The organism is Sandaracinobacter sp. T42 (assembly GCF_059115405.1).
Genome location: NZ_CM181101.1, coordinates 1,374,000 through 1,397,831 on the forward strand (window position 1 = coordinate 1,374,000; position 23,832 = coordinate 1,397,831).

The following is a 23,832-nucleotide window of genomic DNA, read 5'->3' on the forward strand; positions in this document are numbered from 1 at the left end:
ATGTCCGACGACGACTATGTCTATGATGAAGCCACCGGCGAATGGATCCCGGCCGCCGAAGCCGCCGCAAAGGCCGCGGTCGCTGTCGAGGTGCGCGATGCCGTCGGCAACCTGCTGGCCGATGGCGATTCCGTCGTGCTGGTGAAGGATCTGAAGGTGAAGGGCGCGGGGCAGACCCTGAAAGTCGGCACCGTGATCCGCTCCATTCGCCTGACGGGCGACGATCAGGAGATCGACTGCCGCTTCGACGGCATCAAGGGCCTGGTGCTGCGCGCCGAATTCGTGCGGAAGCGCTGACGGTGGGCCTCCCCGCACGCCCGCTTCTGGCCGCGGCCCTGCTGCTGGCGGCCCCCGCATCGGCGCAGCCCCTTGGCGGCACCCCCGCCGGCCCGCCGCCCGCCGCAGAGCCGGAGCAACCCGCGACCGACCTTCTCGTCCGCTATGAATCGCCCGCGCTGCGCTTTCGCTGGTCGCTGGCGCCCGAAGCCGCGCTGGAACCGAAGCTCGTCACTGACATGCGCACCGAAGCTCTGGCCGAGCGGCAGAAGGCCATGCGCCAGGCCGATGAAGTTTCACGGACGCCGCCGCCCGGCCGCCCCCCCTATCAGACGGAGTGGCTGGAACGCTGGCAGCCTGAGGCAGAGACCGATCTGCTGCTGGCTTTTTCCGCCCGCCAGTACAGCTTCACGGGCGGGGCGCATGGCAATATCGTGCTGCGATCCGTGATATGGGATCGCGGGGCGGGCCGGCGCATCGGCTTTGCCGAACTCTTCAACGATCCCGCCGCCGCGATGGCCGCGCTGAAGCCCGCCTTCTGCAAGGCGCTCGATGCGGAGCGCGCGTCACGCCGGCAGGGTCAGGCGCTGGCTGGGTTCAGCGACTGCCCCGATCCGGCCGCCTATCCGATCGTGCCGCAGGGGGATGGCGGGATCGGCACGTTCCGCGTGCTGGTGCCCCCCTATGAAGCCGGCCCCTGGTCGGAAGCGGTGTATGAAATCACGCTGGATGCAGGCCCCCTGCGCAACTTTCTGGCCCCCCGCTATCGGGCGGCCTTTACCAACCCTTGAGGCGCTACCTATAACCGGGGCGATGGATGCCCCCCTCTACAACGCGGAAATCCTGCGGCTCGCGGCTTCCATACCCCATGCGGCGCCGCTCGCCGCGCCGCAGGCGACGGCCCGGCGCACCTCGCCCGTCTGCGGCAGCCGCGTCACCGTCACCCTCTCCCTCGATCCCGAAGGTCGTGTCGCCGAATTCGGGCAGGAAGTGCGCGCCTGTGCCCTGGGCCAGGCCTCTGCCGCGATCCTGGGCCGCCATGTGCTGGGCGAAACGGCCGAAGGCCTCGCGCAGGCGCATGCCCTGCTGAAGGAATGGCTGAAGGGGGAAGGGGCTCTGCCCGCCCCGCTCGCCGCGCGCTTCCCCGAACTCGCCCTGTTCGAACCGGCCCGCGCGCACCCGGCCCGGCATCCCGCAATCCTCCTCGCTTTCGAGGCGAGCGCCGCCGCAGCGGACATGGCCGCGCTGGCCGCGCTGGCCGCGCAGGACTGATCATGGCGGGCGTTGCCGATACCACTGCACTCAGGGATGCCGTGATCTTCCTGGCGGCGGCCGCCGTGATGGTCCCGCTGTTCAGCCGCTTCAAGCTCGGCGCGGTGCTTGGCTACCTCACGGCCGGGCTGATGATCGGGCCGTCCGGGTTCGGCCTGATCGATGACACGGGCGATGTGCTTGCCTTCGGCGAATATGGCATCGTGCTGCTGCTGTTCGTGATCGGGCTGGAACTCCAGCCCGCGCGGCTCTGGGCGCTCAGGCGCGACATCTTCGGGCTTGGCACGGCGCAGGTTGTCGTCACCGGGCTCGCGCTGGCGGGCATGCTGCTGCTGCTCACGGCGCTGACATGGCAGTCGGCCCTGGTCGTCGGCCTGTCGCTCGCGCTCTCCTCCACGGCGCTGGTGGTGCAGTATCTGCAGGAAAAGGGTCAGCTGAACACGCGCGAAGGGGAACGGACCTTCTCCATCCTGCTGCTGCAGGATCTGGCGATCGTCCCGCTTCTCATCGTCGTGTCCGCGCTCAGCCGCGCGCCCAATCCGGATGCGCCCGAAGGGCTGACGCAGGTGGTGATCAGCATCGGCACCATCCTCGCGCTGGTGCTGGCGGGCCGCTATGTGCTGAACCCGGCGATGCGGCTGTTCGGGCAGGTCGGCACCCGCGACATCTTCGTCATCGCCGCGCTCCTCACCGTGCTGGGCGCCTCCTACCTGATGGCCAGCTTCGGGCTGTCGATGGCGCTCGGGGCCTTCATCGCGGGCGTGATGCTGGCGGACAGCCCCTACCGGCACGAGCTCGAGGCCGATATCGAGCCCTTCCGCGGCCTGCTGCTGGGCCTGTTCTTCCTGGCCGTCGGGATGACCCTCGATATCAGCGTGGTGCTGCGCAATCCGGGCCAGGTGCTGATGCTGGTGTTCGCGCTGCTGCTGGTGAAAACGGTCGTGATCTCGCTGCTGGCCCGGGCCTTCGGTACGCCCTGGGATCGGGCACTCCCCATGGGCCTGCTCCTCAGCGAAGGCGGGGAATTCGCCTTCGTGCTGCTCGCCTCGGCGGTGGCGGGGCTGCTGATCCATCCCGATGCCGCATCGCTGTTCACGGCGGTCGTCACGCTGTCCATGCTCGGCTCGCTGCTGCTGCTGTCCCTTTACAGGCGCTTCGCCGGTCTGCGGGCTCAGCAGACCACGCGCGAGGATCTGGACGGCCCCGAACCCGGCGGGCCCGGCAGCGTGATCGTGCTGGGCTATGGCCGCTTCGGCCAGATCGTCACGCAGATCCTGCATGCGCGTGGGCTGGACGTGGTTCTGATCGACACCAAGCCCGACCAGATCGAGCAATCGAAACGGTTCGGCTGGAAGGTCTATTATGGCGACGGCTTCCGCCCCGACGTGCTGCGCGCCGCCGGGGCCAGCCACGCCCGGCTGCTGATCGTCACGTCGGGCGGCGCGTGGGAACCGCACCGGCTGGATGCCGTGCGCAACGCCTTTCCGCACCTGCGCATCCTGGTCCGCGCGCACGACAGGCTGCACTACATGCGTCTCGTCGCTGCCGACATCGATCTTGCCGTGCGCGAACTCTTCCACAGCGCCATCGAGGTCGGCCGCCTGGCCCTGCGGGAACTGGGCACCTCGGAAGAGAGGATCGACGCCATCACCGAGGAATATGTCCGCCGCGATCAGGAACGGCTGGCGCTGCAGATGGCGTCCGGCGACATCATGGCCGGGCGCGACACCATCTTCCGCCCCGGTATCGGCTGGAAGCCGGAAGCGCCGGATACGTCTCTGGGCGAAATCCCCCCTGTCGAGGCGGATGCGCGCTGATCCGGGCGGATTTCGGCGCCTGATTGCCCCAAATTTCAGCAAACTGCCGCCAAATTGGGCAGAATGCGGACCAAATCTGCGGCCTTCACGTGCAAGCTGCAGTTGGCACACCAATTGCAGGGCTTTGGGGAAGCGGGGCCGTGCGTCCCGGCATCATGGGAGCGATCCGGAATCATGAAGAAGGTGGAAGCGATCATCAAGCCGTTCAAGCTCGATGAAGTGAAGGAGGCCCTGCACGACATCGGCGTGTCGGGCATCACCGTGACGGAAGCCAAGGGCTTCGGCCGCCAGAAGGGGCATACCGAACTCTATCGCGGCGCCGAATATATCGTCGATTTCCTGCCCAAGGTGCGGCTGGAAGTGGTTGTGGACGACGGCCAGGTCGATCGCGTGGTGGAAGCGATCGCGACTGCCGCCCGCACCGGCCGTATCGGCGACGGGAAGATCTTCGTTTCCACGATCGACAAGGCCATCCGCATCCGCACCGGGGAAACCGATCTCGACGCGATCTGACGCGGCCGCATTCTCACAGCCCTGATTCAACCTAGCGAGGACACAAATGGGTACCAAGCCGAGCGACATCCTGAAGCTGATCAAGGACAAGGAGATCGAGTGGATCGACCTCCGCTTCACCGATCCCAAGGGCAAGTGGCAGCACCTGACGATGGCGAAGCGCGTCATCGACGAAGACAATCTCGAAGAAGGCTTCATGTTCGACGGCTCGTCGATCGCCGGCTGGAAGGCCATCAACGAGAGCGACATGATCCTGAAGCCGGATCTGGACGCCTTCTACATCGATCCGTTCAGCGCCACGCCGATGGGCGTGCTCTTCTGCGACGTCGTCGAGCCCTCCACGGGGGAACTCTACAGCCGCGATCCGCGCTCCACCGCGAAGCGCGCCGAAGCCTATCTGAAGGGCACCGGCATCGGCGACACCGTCTATGTCGGCCCGGAAGCCGAATTCTTCATGTTCGATGACGTGAAGTTCGGCCAGGCCTACAACACCAGCTTCTACAGCCTGGACGACATCGAGCTGCCGACGAACACCGGCCGCAGCTACGAGGAAGGCAACCTCGGCCACCGTCCGCGCGCCAAGGGCGGCTATTTCCCCGTGGCGCCGGTGGATTCGGCCACCGATATCCGCGCCGAAATGGTGCAGACCATGCTGGACATGGGCCTCCCGTGCGACAAGCACCACCATGAAGTCGCCGCCGCCCAGCACGAACTCGGCCTCGAGTTCGGCACGCTGGTGCAGACGGCGGACCGGATGCAAATCTACAAATATGTCGTGCACATGGTCGCCCAGGCCTATGGCAAGACGGCGACCTTCATGCCCAAGCCCATCAAGGAAGATAATGGCTCGGGCATGCACACCCACCTGTCGATCTGGAACAAGGGCAAGCCCCTGTTCGCGGGCGAGGGCTATGCCGGCCTCAGCGATACCGCGCTCTACTTCATCGGCGGCATTATCAAGCACGCCAGGGCCTGCAACGCCTTCACCAATCCCACCACCAACAGCTACAAGCGGCTGGTGCCGGGCTACGAGGCACCGGTTCTGCTGGCCTACTCCAGCCGCAACCGCTCGGCCTCGTGCCGCATCCCCTATGGCTCGGGCGCGAAATCCCGCCGGGTGGAAGTGCGCTTCCCGGATGCCATGGCGAACCCCTATCTCGCCTATTCGGCGCTGGTGATGGCCGGCCTCGACGGGATCGAGAACAAGATCCACCCCGGCGCCGCGATGGACAAGAACCTGTACGATCTGCCGCCGAAGGAGCTGAAGAAGGTGCCGACCGTGTGTGGTTCGCTGCGCGAAGCGCTCGCCGCGCTGGACAAGGGCCGGGCCGTCTTCACCAAGGGCGGCGTGTTCACCGACGAGCAGATCGACAGCTACATCGAACTGAAGATGGAAGATGTGGCCCGTTGGGAAATGACGCCCAGCCCCGTCGAGTTCGACATGTACTACAGCTACTGATCGCAGGGCCTGCAAGGCCGGGGCCCCTGTGCCCCGGCCCCGGTTCGAACGGGGCGGGCGCTTCGATGCGCTCGCCCCTTTTCGATGCCGCCCGAGAGCCTCCGCCCGAGACCCTTGGACAAATCCGCCAATTCGGAGGCATTAACCGCCGTGCGCCTTGAACAGCCCCGTGCGAACCGGTAGTTTCCTGCCAGCAAGTTTCGGGCCAACTGTTCCGCGAACTGGCGCATGATCACAAGACATGAAAGGGTCGACCTCTGGCAACGCTTGCAGCTGATGCTGAAACCCAACCCCGCGCGGCGCAGCGGCCGGGCGATGCGGGCCTCGCGGTCGTGTCGATCGGCAAATCCTACGACAAGCGCGTGGTTCTGCGCGATGTCTCGCTCAGCGTGAACCGGGGGGAGGTCGTCGGCCTTCTCGGCCCCAACGGCGCCGGGAAAACCACCTGCTTCTATTCCATCATGGGCCTCGCCGCGCCGGATCAGGGGCGCATCCTGCTGGATGGCGTCGATATCACGCGGCTTCCCATGTATCGCCGCGCCGCGCTCGGCCTCGGCTATCTGCCCCAGGAAACCTCGATCTTCCGCGGCCTCTCGGTCGAGGAGAACATTTCCGCCGTGCTCGAAGTCTCCGAGCCCGATCCAGCCGCCCGCGCCGCGCGTCTCGAACAGCTGCTGGGCGAATTCAACATCGGCCGCCTGCGCGCCGCGCCGGCCATGGCGCTGTCGGGCGGCGAACGTCGCCGCTGCGAAATCGCCCGCGCGCTCGCGGCCAGCCCTTCCATCATGCTGCTGGATGAACCCTTTGCCGGCATCGATCCCATCTCCATCGCCGATATCCGCACCCTCGTCAGCCATCTGAAGGATCGCGACATCGGCGTGCTGATCACCGATCACAACGTCCGCGAAACGCTCGAGATCGTCGATCGCGCCTGCATCATCTATGATGGCCGGGTGCTGTTCGAAGGCACGCCGGATGCGCTCGTCCGCGATGAAACCGTCCGCCGGGTCTACCTCGGCGAGGATTTCAGCCTCTAGGGGCGTCCATGGCGCTGGGGCCCCGCCTTGATCTGCGCACCAGCCAAACGCTGGTCATCTCGCCGCAGCTGCAGGCGGCGATCAAGCTGCTCACCCTCTCCAATCTGGAACTGCAGGCGGAAATCGCCTCCGAACTCGAACGCAACCCCCTGCTGGAAATGGCCGACGAAGGCGATGGCAGCACACCAGACCCGTCCGATGAACCGATCGTTCCCGTCAGCAACGATCCGGCAGAGATGGACACCCAGCTCGCCGCCGAAGGCAACGCCCACAATGGCGACGACCTCGACGTGGACTATGTGGAGGAACGCTTCCACCACGACAGCGTCGCGGACAGCGGTCGACCGGCGGATCCGGGCGAGGATTTCAGCTTCGATCAGGTCGCCGCAGATGAAATCACCCTGATCGAACATCTCGAACGCCAGGCAATGGGCATCGCGCCGGCCATCCGGCCCGTCGTGCTGCACATCATCTCGCTTATCGATGAAGCCGGCTACCTTGGCGAAAGCTGTCATGAAATCGCCCAGCGTCTGGGCATCGCGGAAGCGCAGGTCGAACGCGCGCTGGGCATCGTGCAGGGCTTCGAACCCACAGGGGTCGGCGCCCGCAGCCTTGCCGAATGCATCGCCCTGCAGGCGAAGGAAGCGGATCGCTACGATCCCTGCATGGCCGCCCTCATCGACAATCTCGAACTCGTCGCCCGCGGCGATCTCGCCCAGCTTCGCCGCCTGTGCAACGTCGATGCAGAGGATCTGGCTGACATGCTGCGCGAACTGCGCAGCTACAATCCGAAGCCAGGCCTCGCCTACGGCGGCGGCGGCACGCTCGCCATCGTGCCCGACATCTTCGTCCGCCGCGCCGCCCGCGGCGGATGGACCGTGGAGCTGAACAGCAGCACCCTTCCGCGTCTGATCGTCAATCGCCAGTATCAGGCCCGCATTGCTGCCCATGCCACCGGCCGCCCCGCCGCCCGCGCCAAGCCCGAACGCCAGTTCCTTGAAAGCTGCCTCAGCCAGGCCAGCTGGCTGATGAAGGCGCTGGATCAGCGCGCCAGCACCATCATGAAGGTCGCAATTGCCCTAGTCGAGGAACAGCAGGCCTTTTTCGAACATGGCGTCGCCCACCTGAAGCCGCTCACGCTGCGCCAGATCGCCGACACCATCGAAATGCATGAATCCACCGTCAGCCGCGTCACCAGCAACAAGTATCTGGCCTGCGACCGCGGGGTGTTCGAACTGAAATATTTCTTCACGACCGCGATCCACAGCGCAGACGGCGGTACGGACGCCTCCGCCGAAGCCGTCCGCCAGCGCCTGAAAGCCCTGATCGACGCCGAAGAGCCGCTGAAACCCCTGTCAGACGACAAGCTGGTCGAAGCCCTGAAACGCGACGGCTACGATCTCGCCCGCCGCACCGTCACCAAATACCGCGAAGCCATGAACATCCCCTCCAGCTTCGATCGCCGCCGCCGCGCACTGGTTCGCGCGGCCTGAGGGTTCGGCCGGGCCCTCCCTTCATCCCGGCGGGGCCGTGGAACATTCCCAACAAATCCTACACTGTAGGGCGCCAACCCATTGATTCCAAAGTGTAGGGCAATGTTCCACGTGGAACAACCAATATGGTATTCGCGCTCTCGCAAGGGGTGCAGCGCTGTTGTGTCGCTGCCGGCGTGACAGGCGCGAAGGCGCCTCGGAGCGCGCTTGGCCCCGCGATTAAAGCCGCTCCATCTTCAGCCAGCCCTTGTCGCCAGCCCAGGCCTTTTCGAAGGCCGCCAGCGCGGCGGCTGATTCCGCCTTGTGCCCGGCCGCCGCCTCGCTCTTCGCTAGCCCGAACAGCGCCCAGCCATTGTTGGGGGATTGCACCAGTGCGGCGCGGAAGGCTTCGCTCGCGCCGTCCGCGTCGCCTGCCAGATACAGCGCCGCACCCAGGGACTGGCGCACCGGATAATACCAGAAGGGTGGCTCCATGTAGCCGATCTTCGCTTCGGTCTCCGCCGCGGCGCGGAAGCGGGCGGCGGCGTCCCGGAACCGGCCCTCGGCCATTGCGCGCCGCCCGCGCGCCACATCCTCCGCCACCGCGATCAGATCGGGCACGGGGATCGCCTGATCCACCAGCGCCTTCACGCCCGGATCGGATTTCAGCGCGGCCAGCGCCGCCATCTCCGTCTCGAATCCCTTGGCGTTCCGATCTCCGGCATGGGCCACCGCGCGGGCATAGTGCCGCATGGCGTTGGCATAGGGCAGCCGCGCGTCCGGCGCGGGCATCGCCAGGATCTCCGCCGGCGTCGCGAACTGCGCCATCGCCAGGAAGGGGGCCGCATCGATGGCCTGCACCCAGCCGATGGTGGCGGACGTATCCACGTCCATCACCGAGCGAAGCCGCTGCGCCTCGCGGATGGCGGTGTTCATGTCGCCCGCCATCTGCGCCGACGTCACGATGAAATGGATATTGTGCGGATAATAGCCATAGCGGACGAGCCCGCGATCCCCGGTGGCGTTGATGAACGCCTCGTCCGCCCGCGCGGCCGCCAAATTCACCCGGATGGACTCCCGGTAGCGGCCCAGCCCGTACCAGGCATGGGCGGGCATGTGCACCAGATGCGCCGCACTCGGCACGGCAGAGCCCGCCAGCCGGTCGGCGGCCGCTTCGGCCCGCTTCGGATCGCTTGCCTCCAGCATGTGGATATACAGGTGCGCCGCCTGCACATGGCCGGGGTTGCGCGCCAGTACGCCTTCCAGCAGCCGCACCGCCTCACCGCTGCGGCCGACGGGGGTCTTGCGATCGGCTTCCCAGTAATTCCAGGGGCTGGTGTCCATCACCGCCTCGGCCGTCAGCACCGCCACATCATCATCGGCGGGGAAGCGTTTGGCGACATCCAGCATGGCGTCGGCATAGGCGCCGTCCAGTGCGGCCCGATCTGCCTTCTCGTCCCGGGAATAGCGGGTCGCCAGCGCCTCGATCAGCGCCCGCTCTAGGGGGGATGCCTTCGATTTCAGCGCCACGGCCCTGTCCAGCGCCGCCAGCGCGGCCGCCCGGTCGCGATCGTCCATCGGTGCATTGATGTTCGGCCCCAGCGCCGCCGCTTCGCCCCACCAGCACATCGCGCAGCCGGGATCCAGTTGCTGCGCCTTGCGGAACGAGGCGACCGCGCCCGCATGGTTGAAGCCGTAGGACAGCAGCAACCCCTGCGAGAACCATTGCCGCGCCCCGGCGCTGGCGGTGGTCAGCGGGAAGAGTGATTTCGTGAGATCGGGATAGAGCGGCATCGCCAGCGCACTGCTCGCCGGCGCCGCCACGGCGGCCGCCGCCAGCAACGCCCGCGCCGGGTTCATCCCCGCCCGTTTCTGTCCGCATAATGATCCGGCCGCGAGCGACGGATCCATGGCGGACGATATCGACGGTTCCGGTGTGGAGCCGACAGCGGCCAGTCCCGCGCCCATCAACAGGGTGGCGCGCAGCAGGAATCCCGATTGCAGCGACATGGCGTTTTCCCCCCGGAAACAGCAAAGCCGGGTGCAGTGTGCCAGAAGGTCGGGATCTGCTCAATGGCCGGGCTTGTCGGCCCGCTGCTCGCCTCCCTAGCCGGCCCTTGCCATCAGGCTGTGCCGCCTGCTGTAGGCGAAGTAGATGCAAAGGCCGATCAGGTTCCAGATGCCGAACCGGACCAGCGTGGTGCCGGGCAGGCTGAACAGCAGGTACAGGCAGCCCAGGATCGCCAGCGTGCCCACCAGGAACGGCGCCGGGCTGCGGAACAGGCGCTGGGCGTCGGGCGCGGTGCGGCGCAGGATCATCAGGCAGGCGCCCACCGAAATGAAGGCCAGCAGCGTCCCGGCGTTCGCCAGTTCGGCGATCTCGTCCAGCCGGAACACGCCGGCGACGGCCGCGATGGAAAGCCCCGTCAGGATGGTGATCCGCGTCGGCGCGCCCGTGCGCGGGCTCACCTTCGCAAGGCTGCGCGGCAGCAGCCCGTCGCGTGCCATCACGAAGAAGATGCGGCTCTGCCCGTACATCATCACCAGGATCACCGATGGCAAGGCGATGATGGCGGCCAGCGCCACCAGATGAGCGGCGACAGGCTGGTTCAGCGTTCGCAGCACCAGTGCCAGCGGCTCGGGCGAATTGGCCAGCTGGGTGTGCGGCAGCGCGCCGATGGCGGCCACGGCCACCAGCATGTAAAGCAGCGTGCACACCGCCATTGATCCGATGATGCCGATCGTCAGGTCGCGCTTCGGGTTCTTCGCTTCCTCGGCCGAGGTGGCGACGGCGTCGAAGCCATAAAAGGCGAAGAACACGATGGCCGCAGCCGCCATGACCCCGCGCTGCACGCCATCCGCATCCGGGGCGGAGCCGAAGCCATAGGGCATGAAGGGCTTCAGGTTGCCGCTGTCGAAGGCGGGCAGGGCGAACAGCACGAAGGCGGCAAGGGCGGCCAGCTTGATGATCACCAGGATGATGTTCAGCGTGGCGCTTTCCCGCGTGCCCGCGATCAGCAGGCCCATCACCGCCAAAGCCACCAGCACGGCCGGCAGGTTGATGATGCCGCCGGCGTGCGGCCCCACCAGCAGCGCCTGTGGCAGATCCACCCCGGCAGACTGGATCCAGCCGACGAGATACCCCGACCAGCCCACGGCGACGGTGGAACAGGCCAGCGAATATTCCAGGATCAGGCTCCACCCCACCACCCAGGCGACAGCCTCGCCGATGGCGGCATAGCTGAAGGTATAGGCGCTGCCCGCCGCCGGGATCATGGTGGCAAGTTCGGTATAGGCCAGCGCGGCGCAGGCGCAGACGGCGCCCGCGATGGCGAAGGCCAGGATCACGGCGGGGCCGGCGCGTTCGGCGCCCACGCCCGTCAGGGTGTAGATGCCAGTGCCGACAATGGCGCCGACGCCCAGTGCGATCAGGTGTGGCCAGGACAAGGTCTTGGAAAGGGCATGGGCCTCTGCATGCTTCGCAACATCGCTGAGCGCCTTACGTCTCGAGAACATTCACGGCCTTTCCCTCTCGCGCGGAATTGGCCGCGCCCAGTTCGTTCTTCAGGTCATCCAGCGTTGCGCGGATGTGCGACGCCAGCAGGGATTCCAGCCGGTCGCCGTCGCGCGCCAGGAATGCGTCCATCAGCTGGCGATGTTCGTTGTGGGCCCTTGTTCCACGGCCGGCCGGCGCCAGATGCGCGACCACATAGCGCTCCGCCATGATCGCCAGCCGTTCCACGATCTGCGTGGTCAGCGGTCTGTCCGGGTTGCGGGTAAGGGCCACATGGAATTCGCGGTTGCACACGGCCACCTGCGCCAGATTTGCGCCTGCGGCGCTGTCCAGCCGTTCGAACGCCTCCATCACAGCCGCTCGTTCCGGGTTGGCGGCGGTTTGCGCGGCATGGGCGGCTGCGGCCGGTTCGATCGACAGCCGCAGTTCGAAGATCTCGTCGAGCTGGCGGGCCGAAAGCGGCTGCACCTGATAGCCCCGGTTGGCGTGGCTGAGGATCAGGCCATCCTGCTCCAGCCGGGCCAGCGCCTCGCGCAGGGGGATCTTGCTGATACCCAGCTCCGCGGCCAGCGTATCCTGACGGATGGGGGCATTGTCTGCCAGGCGCCCCGTGACGATCTGCTCGCGCACGATTTCATACACACGATCCGACAGTGTGCGCACGACAAGGCTCAAGCAGGGTTCCTCATTTGACCTGGAACCCCTCCCAGAAGGGATCGGCGCGGTCAATCCAGATCGTGTTCAGCCCCGTCTGGATCGCGGAGCCCTGTATGGAGGGGATGATGGCCGGCTGGTCGCCCAGCCTTGTTTCCGCCTCGACCCGGCCGGTGAAGCGGCTGCAGATATAGCTTTCGTGGACGAAGGCCTGGCCGACAGCCAGCTTCCCTTGCGCATGCAGATGCGCGAGGCGGGCCGAGGTGCCGGTGCCACAGGGGCTGCGGTCGATCGCCTTGTCGCCATAGAAGACCGCGTTGCGGCCGTCCGCGCCCGCATGCTTCGGCCTGTCGGCCCACAGGATGTGGCTGACGCCCCGGATCGTCGGATCCAGCGGGTGGACGGGTTCATACACTGCGCGGATCGCTTCGCGCAGCCGGCCCGACAGTTCGACGATGCGGGACGCGCCCAGATCGTCAAGCCCGGTATAGGCGCCTTGCGGCTCGACGATGGCGTAGTAGTTGCCGCCATAGGACACATCGACCTTCAGCGGGCCGAGGCCATCCAGTTCCACCTCGATCCCCCACGCCGCCACATAGGCGGGTACATTGGTGATCTTGACCGAAGTCACCCGGTCGCCCGCCGTTTCATAGGCGATGTCGATCAACCCGGCGGGCACCTCGATCTTCAGCCGGCCCGGCGTGGCGGGCGTGACCAGCCCGTTTTCCAGCGCGAAGGTGACCATGCCGATGGTGCCATGGCCGCACATGGGCAGGCAGCCGGAGGTTTCGATGAACAGGATGCCCACATCGGCATCGGGCGTGGTTGGCGGATACAGAAAGCCGCCCGACATCATGTCATGGCCGCGCGGCTCGAAGCAGAGACCGGTGCGGATCCAGTCGAACCGGGCCAGGAAATCCTGCCGCCGTTCCGACATGCTGCCGCCCTTCAGCAGCGGGGCCCCGCCCGCCACGAGGCGGACGGGGTTGCCGGCGGTATGACCATCAATGCAGAAAAAGGTGTGGCGCATGGGGGCGATCAGGCCGCCTTGCTGCCGCCCAGCGCCGGCCGGGTGGCGGCAGCCTTTTCCACCATCGCGATGACCTGGGCGCGGCGGGCGCCTTCCAGCACATGGCGCGGCGGCAGGACGCGTTCGGATCCGCGGCCCATCACCTCTTCGGCGAGCTTGATGCACTGGACCAGATCATGATCGGCATCCAGGTGAAGCAGCGGCATGAACCAGCGATAGATTTCCAGCGCCTTGGCATGGTCGCCCCGTTCGAAGGCGGCGACCAGTTCCACGGATTCCTTCGGGAAGGCGTTGGTGAGGCCGGAAACCCAGCCCTGCGCACCCAGATACAGGCCTTCCAGGGCTACATCGTCGAGCCCGGCGAACAGGGTGAAGCGGTCGCCGAAATCGTTCCGGATGTCGGTGAAGCGGCGGGTATCGGGTGCCGATTCCTTGATCGCCACGATGTTCTGCACGTCCTTCACCGCATCCAGCACCTCGTTGCCGATGGTGGTGCGATAGGCGGGCGGGTTGTTGTAGAGCATGATGGGCAGGCCGGTCTTTTCCGCGACGCCCCTGAAGTGGGCGGCGAGTTCGGCGGGCTTGGGCACATAGACCATGGGGGGCAGAAGCATCAGCCCGTCCGCGCCGGCCTTCTCGGCGGCCTGCGCATAGCGGGCGGCGCGGCGGGTATCATATTCGGACACGCCGGTGATCACGGGCACGCGGCCCTTCACCACCTCTGCGATGGCCGAGAGGACGGAAATCTTCTCTTCGAATTCCAGCGAGTTGTTCTCACCCACGGTGCCAAGCGCGATCACGCCGGTGACGCCGTCGCGAATGAGATCGTCGACCACGCGCTGGGTGTCTGCCAGATCGATCGACAGATCCGCCCGAACCTGGGTCGTCACCGCCGGGAAAACACCCTTCCAACCGATTGCCATCATCTCGTTCCTTGTTTGACTTCGGATATCGTATACGATACTGACTCAGGCATGGCAAGCGGGCATTTTCCGGGCGGATGTTTCCAATGAGCCGCATCCTGGTGATCGGCGGCGGGGTTGTCGGGCTGTCTTGCGGGATTGCCCTGGCGCGCGGCGGGCATGCCGTGACGGTGCTGGAGCCGGAGAGCGGACGGGCCGCGGCCAGCTGGGGTAATGCCGGGCACATCGCCACCGAACAGGTGGCGCCGCTGGCGTCCCCGGAAACGCTGCTGTCGGCCTGGCGGCGGCGATTCGCGGCCGGCGGGGCGATGGACCTGCCGCTGCGGCAGGCGCCGCACTGGCTTCCCTTCGCCCTTCGGTTCGTGAACGCCGCCAGCCGGGACGGGTTCGAGGACGGCTGCGCCGCGCTGCGCCCGCTGCTGGCTGCCGCGCTGCCCGCCTGGAAGCGGCTGGCTGAGACCATCGGGCGCCCCGACCTGCTGAAATGCGACGGCCATCTGGTGGCATGGGAAAGCAAGGCGAGCGCGGCCAGGGGCATGGCCGCCTGGGCGGCGGCGGACACGGGCACGGCGCATATGCTTCCGGTCAGCGAGGACGATCTGGCCGCGATCCGGGGCGTGACGAATGTGCCCGTCGCGGGGGCGGCGCGCTTCGCCGGAACCGCGCAGATCGCGGATCCGGGGCAGCTGGCGGATGCGCTGGAAGCGGCGCTACTGGCAGCCGGCGGGCGAATCCTGCGGGAGCGTGGCGTGGTTGCGGTGCGGGCCGGACGGGCCACGGTGCCGGGACAGGAAGCCGATTGCGTGCTGGTGTGTGCCGGCGCGCGCAGCGCCCCGCTGGTGGCGCCTGCCGGGCTGAACGCGCCGCTGATCGCCGAGCGGGGCTATCATATCCGGGCGGATGCCGCGCACTGGCCGGCGGACATGCCGCCGCTGGTGTTCGAGGACCGGTCGATGATCGTTACCCGCTATGCGACGCAGGTGCAGGCGGCGAGCTTTGTGGAGTTCGGATCTGTCGACGCGCCGCCGGATCCGCGCAAATGGGCGCGGCTGGAATCCCATGTGGCGGCACTGGGGCTGCCGCTGCACGGGCCGTTCACGCGCTGGATGGGGGCGCGGCCGACGCTGCCGGATTATCTGCCCGCCATTGGTCGGGCGGCGGAAGCGCCGAACCTGATCTATGCCTTTGGGCACCAGCATCTGGGCCTGACGCTGGCCGCCATCACGGCGGAACTGGTGGCCGGGCTGGTGGCGGGCGATGCCCCGCCCGTGCCGCTGAAACCCTTTGATCTTGCCCGCTTTGGAGGACGCCGATGATTGGTGGCTCGACCGCAGATGCCGAACTGGCGACGCTGAAGCCCTGGCCCGTTCGCGCGCCCGCCATCAGCGTGGCGGAGCGGCTGGGCCGCATCGCCCGCGCCCGCGCAGCGACGGCGGCGCTGGGCGCGGACGCCCTGCTGGTGAACGCAGGCGCCAGCCTGCGCTATTTCACCGGCGTCAGCTGGGGCGTGACGGAGCGGCTGGTGGCGCTGCTGCTGCCGGTTTCCGGGGAGCCCGTGATGATCTGCCCCGCCTTCGAACTGGGTTCCCTGCAGGCGGAGCTGGCGATTCCGGCCGACATCCGCCTGTGGGAAGAGGATGAGAGCCCGACCGACCTTGTCATCCGTTCCCTGCCGACTGGTGCGGTGCTGGCGGTGGATCCGCTGCTGAATTTCGGCGCGGCGCAGCGGCTGGGGGACAGGCTGACGATCCTGGACGGCGCGCCCGTGATCGACGGCCTGCGCATGCGCAAGTCAGCGGCCGAACTGGCGCTGATGCAGCAGGCGAAGGACATCACGCTGGAGGTGCACCGCCGCGCCGCGCGAATCCTGAGCCCCGGCATCCGCGCCAGCGAGGTGAAGCGCTTCATCGATTCCGCGCACCGGGCGCTGGCGGGAACGGGGTCCACCTTCTGTGCGGTGCAGTTCGGCCGGGCCACGGCCTTCCCGCACGGCCTGCCGGGCGACCAGCAGCTTCAGGCGGGCGAACTTGTGCTGATCGACACCGGCACCACGGTGGACGGCTATCATTCCGACATCACCCGCACCTACGCCTTCGGCGCGGTGGATGCCGAGATCCGCAGCCTGTGGGCGCTGGAAAAGGAGGCGCAGGCCGCAGCCTTCGAGGCGGCTGTGCCGGGCGTGCCCTGCGAAGCGGTGGACGCGGCCGCCCGGGCGGTGCTGGAAAAGGCGGGTCTGGGCCCGGACTACAGGCTTCCGGGCCTTCCCCACCGCACCGGCCACGGCATCGGCCTTGCCATCCACGAGCCCGCCTATCTTGTGCGCGGCGACAGGACGCCCCTGGTCGAGGGCATGTGTTTTTCGAACGAGCCGATGATCGTGGTGCCGGATCGTTACGGGATCCGGCTGGAAGACCATTTCCACATGACGGCGACCGGCGCGAAATGGTTCACCGAGCCCCAGGTTTCGCTGGAACGGCCCTTCGGCTGACCGCGCGATGCGCCGGTCCGCCGCCTGCGGCGGCGCGGGACCGGCGGATCTTCCGGCTCAGGCGATCTTCAGGATGTCGGCGTAGAGCTGCCCCGGGATGGTGACGCCTTCGACGAGGCTTCGGGCGCGGGCGGCGTAGCGGCGGCTGGAGGGAAGGCGCGCGCCCTGGGCCTCGATCGTATGGAACATGGCTTCGGCAGCCGCGAACCTGTCTTCGAGGTCGGCGCCGAGGAAGCGTTCCGGATCCAGCGCCAGGATCAGCTCTCCGCCGATGGGGGAGCCGCCGCGCCCGGCGTCGGCGGCGATGGATTCGGCGCTCGTCATGTCTCCGATCAGGGGGCCGGCCAGCAGTTCGACCATGGCGGCGAGCGCGGAGCCCTTGTGGCCGCCGAAGGTGCGCATGGCGCCATCGAGCACGGCGGCGGCATCGGTGGTGGGGTTGCCGGCGGCATCATAGCCCCAGTCTTCCGGCACGGGCTTGCCGGCGCGGCGGTGCAGCTCGATCTCTCCGCGTGCGACGGCGCTGGTGGCGAAATCGAATACGAAGGGATCGCGGCCGCGGCGGGGCCAGCCGAAGGCGATGGGGTTGGTGCCGAACACGGGTTTCGTGCCGCCGGCGGGCGCCACCCAGGCGTGGCTGGGGGTGAAGGCCAGCGCCACCAGGCCGTGGGCCGTGACGGCCTCCACTTCTGGCCAGAGGGCGGCGAAATGCACGGCGTTGGTGATGGCGAGCGCGGCGATGCCGTGATTCCGGGCCTTTTCCACCAGCAGCGGCAGCCCGCGTTCGAAGGGCAGCTGGGCGAAGCCGCCCCGGCCATCCACCTTTACCAGCGCGGGCGCGGGTTCGGAAACGACGGGCACGGCATCGGGCACGGCGACGCCCTTCGCCACGCTGTTGGCCGCGACCAGCAGGCGGTAGATCCCGTGGCTGGCGCAGCCGTCGCGTTCGCCCGCCACCATGGTTTCGGCGATGGCATCGGCATGGTCGGAGGCAAGGCCGACACGGCGCAGCGTGGTGCGGGCGAGTGTCCGCAGATCGTCGAGGGTCAGGTGGACGTCGGTCATTCGGGCTTTTCCGTGAAGAGACGCACGCCGAAAACGGGGCCTGCGGTGTTGCGGTCGTGCGGCACGTACTTCACGCGCACGCGGGTCTTGCCCTGCGTGAGGGCAGGCGGGACGGGGGTATCGATGTCGATGAATTCGCCGGGCCTGTCGTGCCCCAGCTTCTGTGTGGCGATCTTCTGCCCGTCGATCAGGATGTCGAAGGTGCGGGGGCGCTCATCGCCCCAGTAGGTGGATTGCAGCACCAGCGGGCCGGGCCGGACCTTCATCGTGAACTCGATGAAGCCGCCGGAACGGGCGTCCCGGCCCTGTCGGCCGCGATAGACCACGGGATAGGAGATTTCGCTGGTCAGGTCATGGTCGCGCTCGGGCTGCATTTCGCCCAGGTGCATGACATCGACGGAACGGGCGGCGAGATCCTTCAGCCGCGCCTGTTCGGCGAGGAAGGCGGTTTCCTCTGCGGCCCATTCGCTGTCTGTGAAGCGGCGGAAATAGACGGCGCTGCGGCGATGGTGCTGGCGGTGGAAGGGCGCAAAGGCGAGATCGCCGGGCCGGACGACGCCGCGGGCGGCATAGAGGGCCCGTTCGGGATCCGTGGCGGTGAAGCCGGCCAGCAGGTCCGTGCCGACGAGGGCCGGCGCGGCGGCGGTGAAGGGCTTGTCGGCCGGGCCGAGATCGGCGGCCAGCACCAGAGGACCGCGCAGCACGGCGACGGTGCCGGCATCGCCCTGCGCGGATTCCAGCCGCAGCGCCATGGGCAGATGGATCGAGAGGGTGTCACCGGCCTTCCACTTGCGGTCGACGACGGCATAGCCGCGCACGGCGGCGGCCTGCACCGTCTTTCCGTTCACGCGGACATCGGCCCGGCCCGCCGCCCAGCCGGGCACCCGCAGCGCGACCGGGAACCGGCCGGGTTCCAGCTGCGTGAAGCGGAGCACGGCATCGCCGCGATAAGGGTAGGCGGTGTCCAGCGAGAGCTGCGCGCGGCGGGTGGCCCACTGCGCATCGGCCGGGATGTAGAGGTTCACGAACAGCGTGCCGGCCCATTCCCCGCCCGGGGGGCCTTCCCAGAAGATGCTGTCGCCATGCTTAGCATGCGCCTCCATGCCGGAGCCGACGCAGCACCAGAACTGGTCGTCCCTGTCGCTGGAATAGTCGCGCGGGATGCCCGACATCAGCGGGGTCATGTAGGTGAAGCCGCCGGTTTCCGGATCCTGGGCGGCAAGTGTGTGGTTCAGGTGGGTGCGTTCGTAATAATCGAACAGCGCGCCATCCGGCTGCCAGGCCCAAAGATGCCGCGTCAGCTTCATCATGTTGTAGCTGTTGCAATGCTCACACGTCTGTTCGGTGATGTGTTTCGCGATGCTGTCGGGCTCGAAGAAATATTCGCGGTCCGCGTTGCCGCCGATCACATAGGAATGATGGCCCGTGACGCGATCCCAGAAGAAACGGGCGGCCTTCGCGCGATCCGGGGCGCCGGCGACTTCATGGATTCGGGCCTGGGCGATCAGCTTGGGGATCTGGGTGTTTGCGTGGATGTTGGCCAGCCTGTCCTCGCCCGCGAAGATCGGATCCAGCACCTTCCTGTCATACAGAAGTTCCGCCATCTTCAGCCAGCGCGCATTGCCGGTGCGGTGGGCGAGTTCGGCATAGCTTTCGGCAAGGCCGCCATATTCGCAGGCCAGCACCTGCTGCACCTGATCGGGTGTGAGCGGGGCGAACACCCGTTCGAAATAGCCGGCGAGCCCTTCCAACACGGCCAGCGCCTGGCGGTTGCCCCAGGCGGCATGCACGTCCAGCAGGCCGGCGAACAGCTTGTGCATGGTATAGAGCGGCGCCCAGCTGCCGTTGAGATCGAAGCCGGTGGAACGGATCTCGCCGCGCATGATCTCAGGGAAGATCTCTTCCCCGTCCACCACGGTTCCGTCCTTCCGCTTGCGGCCGAGTGCGCCGACATAGCCGTTGCCGCGTCTTGCCTGTGCCTCCGCCAGTTCCGCCACGATGTAATCCGCGCGGCGGCGCAGCTCCGTGTCGCCTGTCTGCTGATGCATCAGCGTCAGCGCGGTCAGGTAATGGCCCAGCGTGTGGCCGGCGATGGTATCGGATTCCCAGCCGCCGTAGATCGGGGCCTTCGGTTCCAGCCCGGCAAACTTGCGGAAATTGTGCAGCAGCCTGTCTGGCTGGAGCCGGTGCAGATAGGCGCGGTTCGTTTCGACGGCCCGGGCGTGATCGGAGGGCTTCAGGCGGACGGCCGGGAGCGGCAGGGGGCGCGCCTGCGCGGGGCCGGTGGCCGCGCGGGCGGCCAGGCGTGGCAGCGGGGTGGCGACGGCCGCCGCCCCCGCCAGAAGCTCGCGGCGCCTGAGCGTCGGCATGTCGTCTCCCTATGGCGGCAATATCGTATACGATAGACGATAATGACGCCGAAGGTCAAGCCGGCGGGCCCCCGGGAGGGTGTTCAGAGATCGAGGCCCAGAACCGCCCCGAGGTCGGCCAGCGCTTGCGCTTCGGAGTTGACCTTGATCGCCTTCATGCCGAGCGCGGCGGCAGGTTTGCAGTTGATGCCGAGATCATCAAGGTAGACGCATCGGGATGGCGCGAGCGAGAGCGCTTCGCACATCATGAGATAGATGCGGGGATCGGGCTTGCGGACGCCGGCCTTCGAGCTTTCGATCACATGATCGAAACGGGCGAGGATGGCCGAGACCGCGGCGGCCTTGGCGCCATCGTCGCTCATCCCCGGGCCATGGCCCACCTGGGCGTTGTTGGTGATGCAGCCGATGGTGAAGCCCGCCTGCTTCAGCCTGTCGAGCGTGGCGACCATGCGGGGGCGGATATCGCCCGAGAGCAGCGGCAGCACTTCGGCGCCGCGCACGTCGTGGCCGAGCGCCAGCGCCTCTGCGCGGAACAGCGTGTCGAACGCGTCGCCATCGATTTCGTTGCGTTCCAGCTTCGCCCAGGCATTGCTGTCGGGGTTCACGGCGTTGACGCTGCGGATGAAGCCGTGGGGCAGGCCGCGCGCAGCCTCGTGCCGGTTGAACGCCTCGAACGGCGAAGTCGTGATCACGCCGCCGAAATCCCAGAGAATCGCGCTGAAGCTGCCTGTCACCTGTGTCCTCCCTGCTGCAGCGCCTGACTGACCGCGGGATCGGTCGCGCGCAACTGGGAAGACTGCTTGCTCCATTCGCGTCAAGCTGGCACCGACGCAGCATGGGAAAGACATTGACCTGGTGGATCCTCGGCGCGCTGCTGCTGGGGCTTGTGGTGGGGTTCGCGGCGAACAGCGCCGCTTCGCCGGAAACGGTGAAGGAGATCGTCTATTATCTCGGCATCGTGACCGACCTGTTCCTGCGGCTGATCAAGATGATCATCGCCCCGCTGGTGTTCGCGGCGCTGGTTTCGGGCATCGGCCACATGGGCGGCGACGCCAGCGCGCTGGGGCGGATCGGCGGGCGGGCGCTGGGCTGGTTCGTCGGCGCGTCGTTCGTTTCGATCATCATCGGCATCCTTGCCGTGAACCTGCTGCAGCCGGGCGTGGGGCTTGACCTTCCGCTGCCGCCGGCGACGGCCGACAGCGGGATTTCCACCACGGGGTTCGACCTGAAGAAGTTCGTGACCCACCTGGTTCCGAAATCCATCTTCGAGGCGCTGGCGACCAACGAGATCCTGCAGATCGTGATCTTCAGCCTGTTCGCGGGCGTGGCGCTTGCGAGGATGGGGGAGAAGGGCGCGCCCATCCTGAAGGCGGCGGATGCGATCATGCACCTGATGCTGATCGTGACGGGGTTCGTGATGCGTTTCGCGCCGCTTGCGGTGTTCGCGGCCGTGACGTCCACCATCGCCGAACGCGGCCTGGGCGTGCTGATCACCTATGGCGCCTTCATGGGCGGCTTCTATGTGGCGCTGGCGCTGCTGATGGTGGTGATCCTGCTGGCGGGCGGCCTGGTGATCGGGATGCGCCGCGTGGGCCGGCTTGCGCTGGAGATCCGCGATCCGTTCGTGCTGGCCTTCACGACGGCCAGTTCGGAGGCCGCCTATCCCCGGACCCTGGAAGCGCTGGAGCGGTTCGGCGTGCCGCCCAAGATCGCGAGCTTCGTGCTACCGCTGGGCTACAGCTTCAACCTGGACGGTTCGATGATGTACTGTTCCTTTGCGACGATCTTCATCGCGCAGGCCTATGGCATCGACCTGACGATCGCGCAGGAAGTGGCGATGCTGCTGATCCTGATGGTGACGTCGAAGGGGATGGCGGGCGTGCCCCGCGCGAGCCTGGTGGTGATCGCGGCCACGCTGGGGCAGTTCAACATTCCCGAAGCCGGGCTGATCCTGATCCTGGCCGTGGACCATTTCCTGGACATGGGCCGCTCCGCCACGAACGTGGTGGGCAATGCGGTGGCGACTGCGGTGGTGGCGGAATGGGAATCGAAACGGCCTGCCGGCACAGGGCCGTCGGCCTGACCCATTTTGCGGAGTTCTACTCCGCACTGCCTTGACTTGCCCCCCTCTTGAGTTACGCTTTGCGCAACAATGAGGGAGTGAGACGATGGCCACGCTTGCACGACCGGCGGCATTGCCGCTGGAGGTACTTGATATCGGGAACCCGCATCTGTGGACCGATTACCGGCATGTGCTGCCCTATTTCGCCGAGATGCGGCGGGCGGGGCCGGTGCACTGGTGCCCGGAAAGCATGTACGGCCCCTATTGGAACATTGTCTCGCACCATCACATCATGGAGGTGGAGGGGCGGCCCGACATCTTCTCGTCCAGCTGGGAGCGGGGCGGCATAACCATCGCCGACCGGCCCGAGGGGCGCGAGGACGAGCCCCAGATGCCGATGTTCATCGCCATGGACCGGCCCCAGCATACCGGTCAGCGCCGCACCGTGGCGCCCGCCTTCACCCCGGCCGAGATGGCGCGCCAGCGCGAAGGCATCCGCCAGCGCACGGTGGAACTGCTCGATTCGCTGCCGGTGGGCGAGACGTTCGACTGGGTGGACAAGGTCTCCATCGAGCTGACGACGGGCATGCTGGCCATCCTGTTCGATTTCCCCTGGGAGGATCGCCGGCTGCTGACCAAATGGTCTGACACGGCGGCCGACTTCGAGGCGATCGAGGACGACGAGAAGAACCGGCAGCGCTGGGAAATCCTGTTCGAGATGGTCGGCTATTTCACCAACCTGTGGAACGAGCGGGCGAACAAGGAGCCACGCCCCGACCTGATTTCCATGATGATCCATTCGGACGCCACGCGGAACATGACGCCTCAGGAATATCTGGGGAACCTCGTGCTGCTGATCGTGGGCGGCAACGACACCACGCGCAACACCATGTCCGGCTCTGCCATGGTGCAGAACCTGCATCCGGCCGGCTGGGCGAAGATGATGGCGGATCCGTCGCTGATCCCGAACGCGGTTTCGGAACTGATCCGCTGGCAGACGCCGCTGGCGCACATGCGCCGCACCGCCACACAGGATTTCGAGGTGGGCGGCCAACTGATCCGCGCGGGCGAAAAGGTGATCATGTGGTATCTTTCCGCCAACCGCGACGAGAGCATCTTCCCCGATGCCGACATCTTTGATCCGACGCGGGAAAACGCCCGCCGGCACCTGAGCTTCGGGTTCGGCATCCACCGCTGCGTCGGTGCGCGGCTGGCCGAACTGCAGATCGGCATCCTGCTGGAGGAAATGCACCGGCGGAAGATGAAGGTTGAGGTGGTGGGCGAACCCGTGCGCGTCTATTCCTCGTTCGTCCACGGCTTTCGCAGCCTGCCCGTTGTGATGACGCGCGGCTGACGCCCGGAAACGGCTGAGCGAACGAAGCGCCCCGGCCGGATGCGGCCGGGGCGCTTTTCGTTCACCGATCGTCCGGCGCGGGTCTGCCCTTGGGATCGGGGCCGTGGCGGTTCGGCCCCGGCGTGCCATCGATCAGCGCGAAGACGAGGATGACGAGGCTGCCGACGGCGGTGAGGCTGATCAGGATCCACCAGCCGGAATTGCCGCTGTCGTGGATGCGGCGCACGGTGACGGCGAGCGAGGGGAGGAACAGGCCGATCGAGGCGATTGCAATAGCGGCCATGGGCCAGGTGGCGGCCGGGATCCCCTGCGCCGTGATCGCGAGCTCTTCAGGGGTGGCGCCCGGGGAGATGGGGCCGATGCTGGCGATGAGCCAGGCCGTCAGTCCCCCGAACAGCAGGATCATGAACAGCTGCCAGAGCCAGTATTCCCGGCGCCGGGCGCGGCCGGAAAAGCTTGCATATTTGCGGAGTGGTTCGAACATCAATGACATGGCGGCCCCTTCGACCACGGGTTGAGAGCTGATT

Annotated in this window: 21 protein-coding genes; 12 read left to right on the forward strand and 9 right to left on the reverse strand. The window is 67.1% G+C overall.

Going from position 1 to position 23,832, the window contains the following annotated elements; translation table 11 throughout:
* The 8 genes from ACW9TV_RS06615 to rpoN all read left to right on the forward strand — a co-directional run bounded on the left by ACW9TV_RS06615 (window position 1) and on the right by rpoN (window position 7,867).
* Window positions 1-297, forward strand: coding sequence for an alkylphosphonate utilization protein (locus ACW9TV_RS06615; protein ID WP_494302719.1), 297 nt, complete (start codon window positions 1-3; stop codon window positions 295-297).
* 2 nt (window positions 298-299) lie between these two features.
* Window positions 300-1,067 carry a polysaccharide deacetylase family protein gene (locus tag ACW9TV_RS06620; RefSeq protein ID WP_494302720.1) on the forward strand — a complete coding sequence of 256 codons (768 nt, stop codon included), beginning with the start codon at window positions 300-302 and terminating at the stop codon, window positions 1,065-1,067.
* A gap of 22 nt (window positions 1,068-1,089) precedes the next feature.
* Window positions 1,090-1,548, forward strand: coding sequence for an iron-sulfur cluster assembly scaffold protein (locus ACW9TV_RS06625; RefSeq protein ID WP_494302721.1), 459 nt, complete (start codon window positions 1,090-1,092; stop codon window positions 1,546-1,548).
* Window positions 1,549-1,550: 2 nt separating this feature from the next.
* The gene (locus tag ACW9TV_RS06630; RefSeq protein WP_494302722.1) at window positions 1,551-3,365 is read left to right on the forward strand and encodes a monovalent cation:proton antiporter-2 (CPA2) family protein; all 1,815 of its coding nucleotides are present in this window, start codon (window positions 1,551-1,553) and stop codon (window positions 3,363-3,365) included.
* Window positions 3,366-3,539: 174 nt separating this feature from the next.
* Window positions 3,540-3,878, forward strand: coding sequence for a P-II family nitrogen regulator (locus ACW9TV_RS06635; RefSeq protein ID WP_494302723.1), 339 nt, complete (start codon window positions 3,540-3,542; stop codon window positions 3,876-3,878).
* 46 nt (window positions 3,879-3,924) lie between these two features.
* Window positions 3,925-5,337: a type I glutamate--ammonia ligase gene (gene glnA, locus ACW9TV_RS06640; protein WP_494302724.1), complete on the forward strand. Its 1,413-nt coding sequence runs from the start codon at window positions 3,925-3,927 to the stop codon at window positions 5,335-5,337.
* 257 nt (window positions 5,338-5,594) lie between these two features.
* Entirely contained in the window at window positions 5,595-6,374 is a 780-nt protein-coding gene (gene lptB / locus ACW9TV_RS06645) for an LPS export ABC transporter ATP-binding protein (protein WP_494305049.1), read from the forward strand.
* An 8-nt stretch (window positions 6,375-6,382) separates the two neighbouring features.
* Complete coding sequence (gene rpoN, locus ACW9TV_RS06650) at window positions 6,383-7,867, forward strand: RNA polymerase factor sigma-54 (RefSeq protein ID WP_494302725.1); 1,485 nt, start codon at window positions 6,383-6,385, stop codon at window positions 7,865-7,867.
* Window positions 7,868-8,086: 219 nt separating this feature from the next.
* Here the strand turns inward: rpoN and ACW9TV_RS06655 are convergent, their stop codons facing one another.
* The 5 genes from ACW9TV_RS06655 to ACW9TV_RS06675 all read right to left on the reverse strand — a co-directional run bounded on the left by ACW9TV_RS06655 (window position 8,087) and on the right by ACW9TV_RS06675 (window position 13,967).
* A complete protein-coding gene (locus ACW9TV_RS06655) occupies window positions 8,087-9,856 on the reverse strand; it encodes a hypothetical protein (RefSeq protein ID WP_494302726.1) in 1,770 nt (589 codons plus the stop codon).
* 96 nt (window positions 9,857-9,952) lie between these two features.
* A complete protein-coding gene (locus ACW9TV_RS06660; protein WP_494302727.1) occupies window positions 9,953-11,362 on the reverse strand; it encodes an amino acid permease in 1,410 nt (469 codons plus the stop codon).
* Window positions 11,346-12,035: a GntR family transcriptional regulator gene (locus ACW9TV_RS06665; protein ID WP_494302728.1), complete on the reverse strand. Its 690-nt coding sequence runs from the start codon at window positions 12,033-12,035 to the stop codon at window positions 11,346-11,348. The genes ACW9TV_RS06660 and ACW9TV_RS06665 overlap by 17 nt, the downstream gene beginning before the upstream one ends.
* A 10-nt stretch (window positions 12,036-12,045) precedes the next feature.
* Window positions 12,046-13,044 carry a 4-hydroxyproline epimerase gene (locus ACW9TV_RS06670; protein WP_494302729.1) on the reverse strand — a complete coding sequence of 333 codons (999 nt, stop codon included), beginning with the start codon at window positions 13,042-13,044 and terminating at the stop codon, window positions 12,046-12,048.
* An 8-nt stretch (window positions 13,045-13,052) separates the two neighbouring features.
* Complete coding sequence (locus ACW9TV_RS06675) at window positions 13,053-13,967, reverse strand: dihydrodipicolinate synthase family protein (protein ID WP_494302730.1); 915 nt, start codon at window positions 13,965-13,967, stop codon at window positions 13,053-13,055.
* Between the two features lie 86 nt (window positions 13,968-14,053).
* Between ACW9TV_RS06675 and ACW9TV_RS06680 the strand changes: the two genes are divergently transcribed.
* Window positions 14,054-15,283, forward strand: coding sequence for an NAD(P)/FAD-dependent oxidoreductase (locus tag ACW9TV_RS06680; RefSeq protein WP_494302731.1), 1,230 nt, complete (start codon window positions 14,054-14,056; stop codon window positions 15,281-15,283).
* Entirely contained in the window at window positions 15,280-16,455 is a 1,176-nt protein-coding gene (locus tag ACW9TV_RS06685) for a M24 family metallopeptidase (protein WP_494302732.1), read from the forward strand. Before ACW9TV_RS06680 ends, ACW9TV_RS06685 begins: the two co-directional genes overlap by 4 nt.
* A 57-nt stretch (window positions 16,456-16,512) precedes the next feature.
* On the opposite strand, the gene ACW9TV_RS06690 is transcribed toward ACW9TV_RS06685, so the two are convergent.
* The 3 genes from ACW9TV_RS06690 to ACW9TV_RS06700 form a co-directional block, all read right to left on the reverse strand.
* Window positions 16,513-17,520 carry an Ldh family oxidoreductase gene (locus ACW9TV_RS06690; RefSeq protein ID WP_494302733.1) on the reverse strand — a complete coding sequence of 336 codons (1,008 nt, stop codon included), beginning with the start codon at window positions 17,518-17,520 and terminating at the stop codon, window positions 16,513-16,515.
* On the reverse strand, window positions 17,517-19,889 hold the full coding sequence (locus ACW9TV_RS06695; protein ID WP_494302734.1) for a beta-L-arabinofuranosidase domain-containing protein: 2,373 nt from the start codon (window positions 19,887-19,889) through the stop codon (window positions 17,517-17,519). Before ACW9TV_RS06695 ends, ACW9TV_RS06690 begins: the two co-directional genes overlap by 4 nt.
* Window positions 19,890-19,972: 83 nt before the next feature.
* The gene (locus ACW9TV_RS06700) at window positions 19,973-20,623 is read right to left on the reverse strand and encodes an HAD-IA family hydrolase (protein ID WP_494302735.1); all 651 of its coding nucleotides are present in this window, start codon (window positions 20,621-20,623) and stop codon (window positions 19,973-19,975) included.
* 101 nt (window positions 20,624-20,724) lie between these two features.
* Here ACW9TV_RS06700 and ACW9TV_RS06705 point away from each other — a divergent pair, with 101 nt between their 5' ends.
* On the forward strand, window positions 20,725-21,972 hold the full coding sequence (locus ACW9TV_RS06705; protein ID WP_494302736.1) for a dicarboxylate/amino acid:cation symporter: 1,248 nt from the start codon (window positions 20,725-20,727) through the stop codon (window positions 21,970-21,972).
* Window positions 21,973-22,057: 85 nt separating this feature from the next.
* Window positions 22,058-23,305 (forward strand): cytochrome P450, encoded by a 1,248-nt coding sequence (locus ACW9TV_RS06710; protein ID WP_494302737.1) that lies wholly within the window; start codon window positions 22,058-22,060, stop codon window positions 23,303-23,305.
* Between the two features lie 61 nt (window positions 23,306-23,366).
* Here ACW9TV_RS06710 and ACW9TV_RS06715 read toward each other — a convergent pair whose 3' ends face one another.
* Window positions 23,367-23,789: a DUF805 domain-containing protein gene (locus ACW9TV_RS06715; protein ID WP_494302738.1), complete on the reverse strand. Its 423-nt coding sequence runs from the start codon at window positions 23,787-23,789 to the stop codon at window positions 23,367-23,369.
* Between the last annotated feature and the right edge of the window lie 43 nt (window positions 23,790-23,832).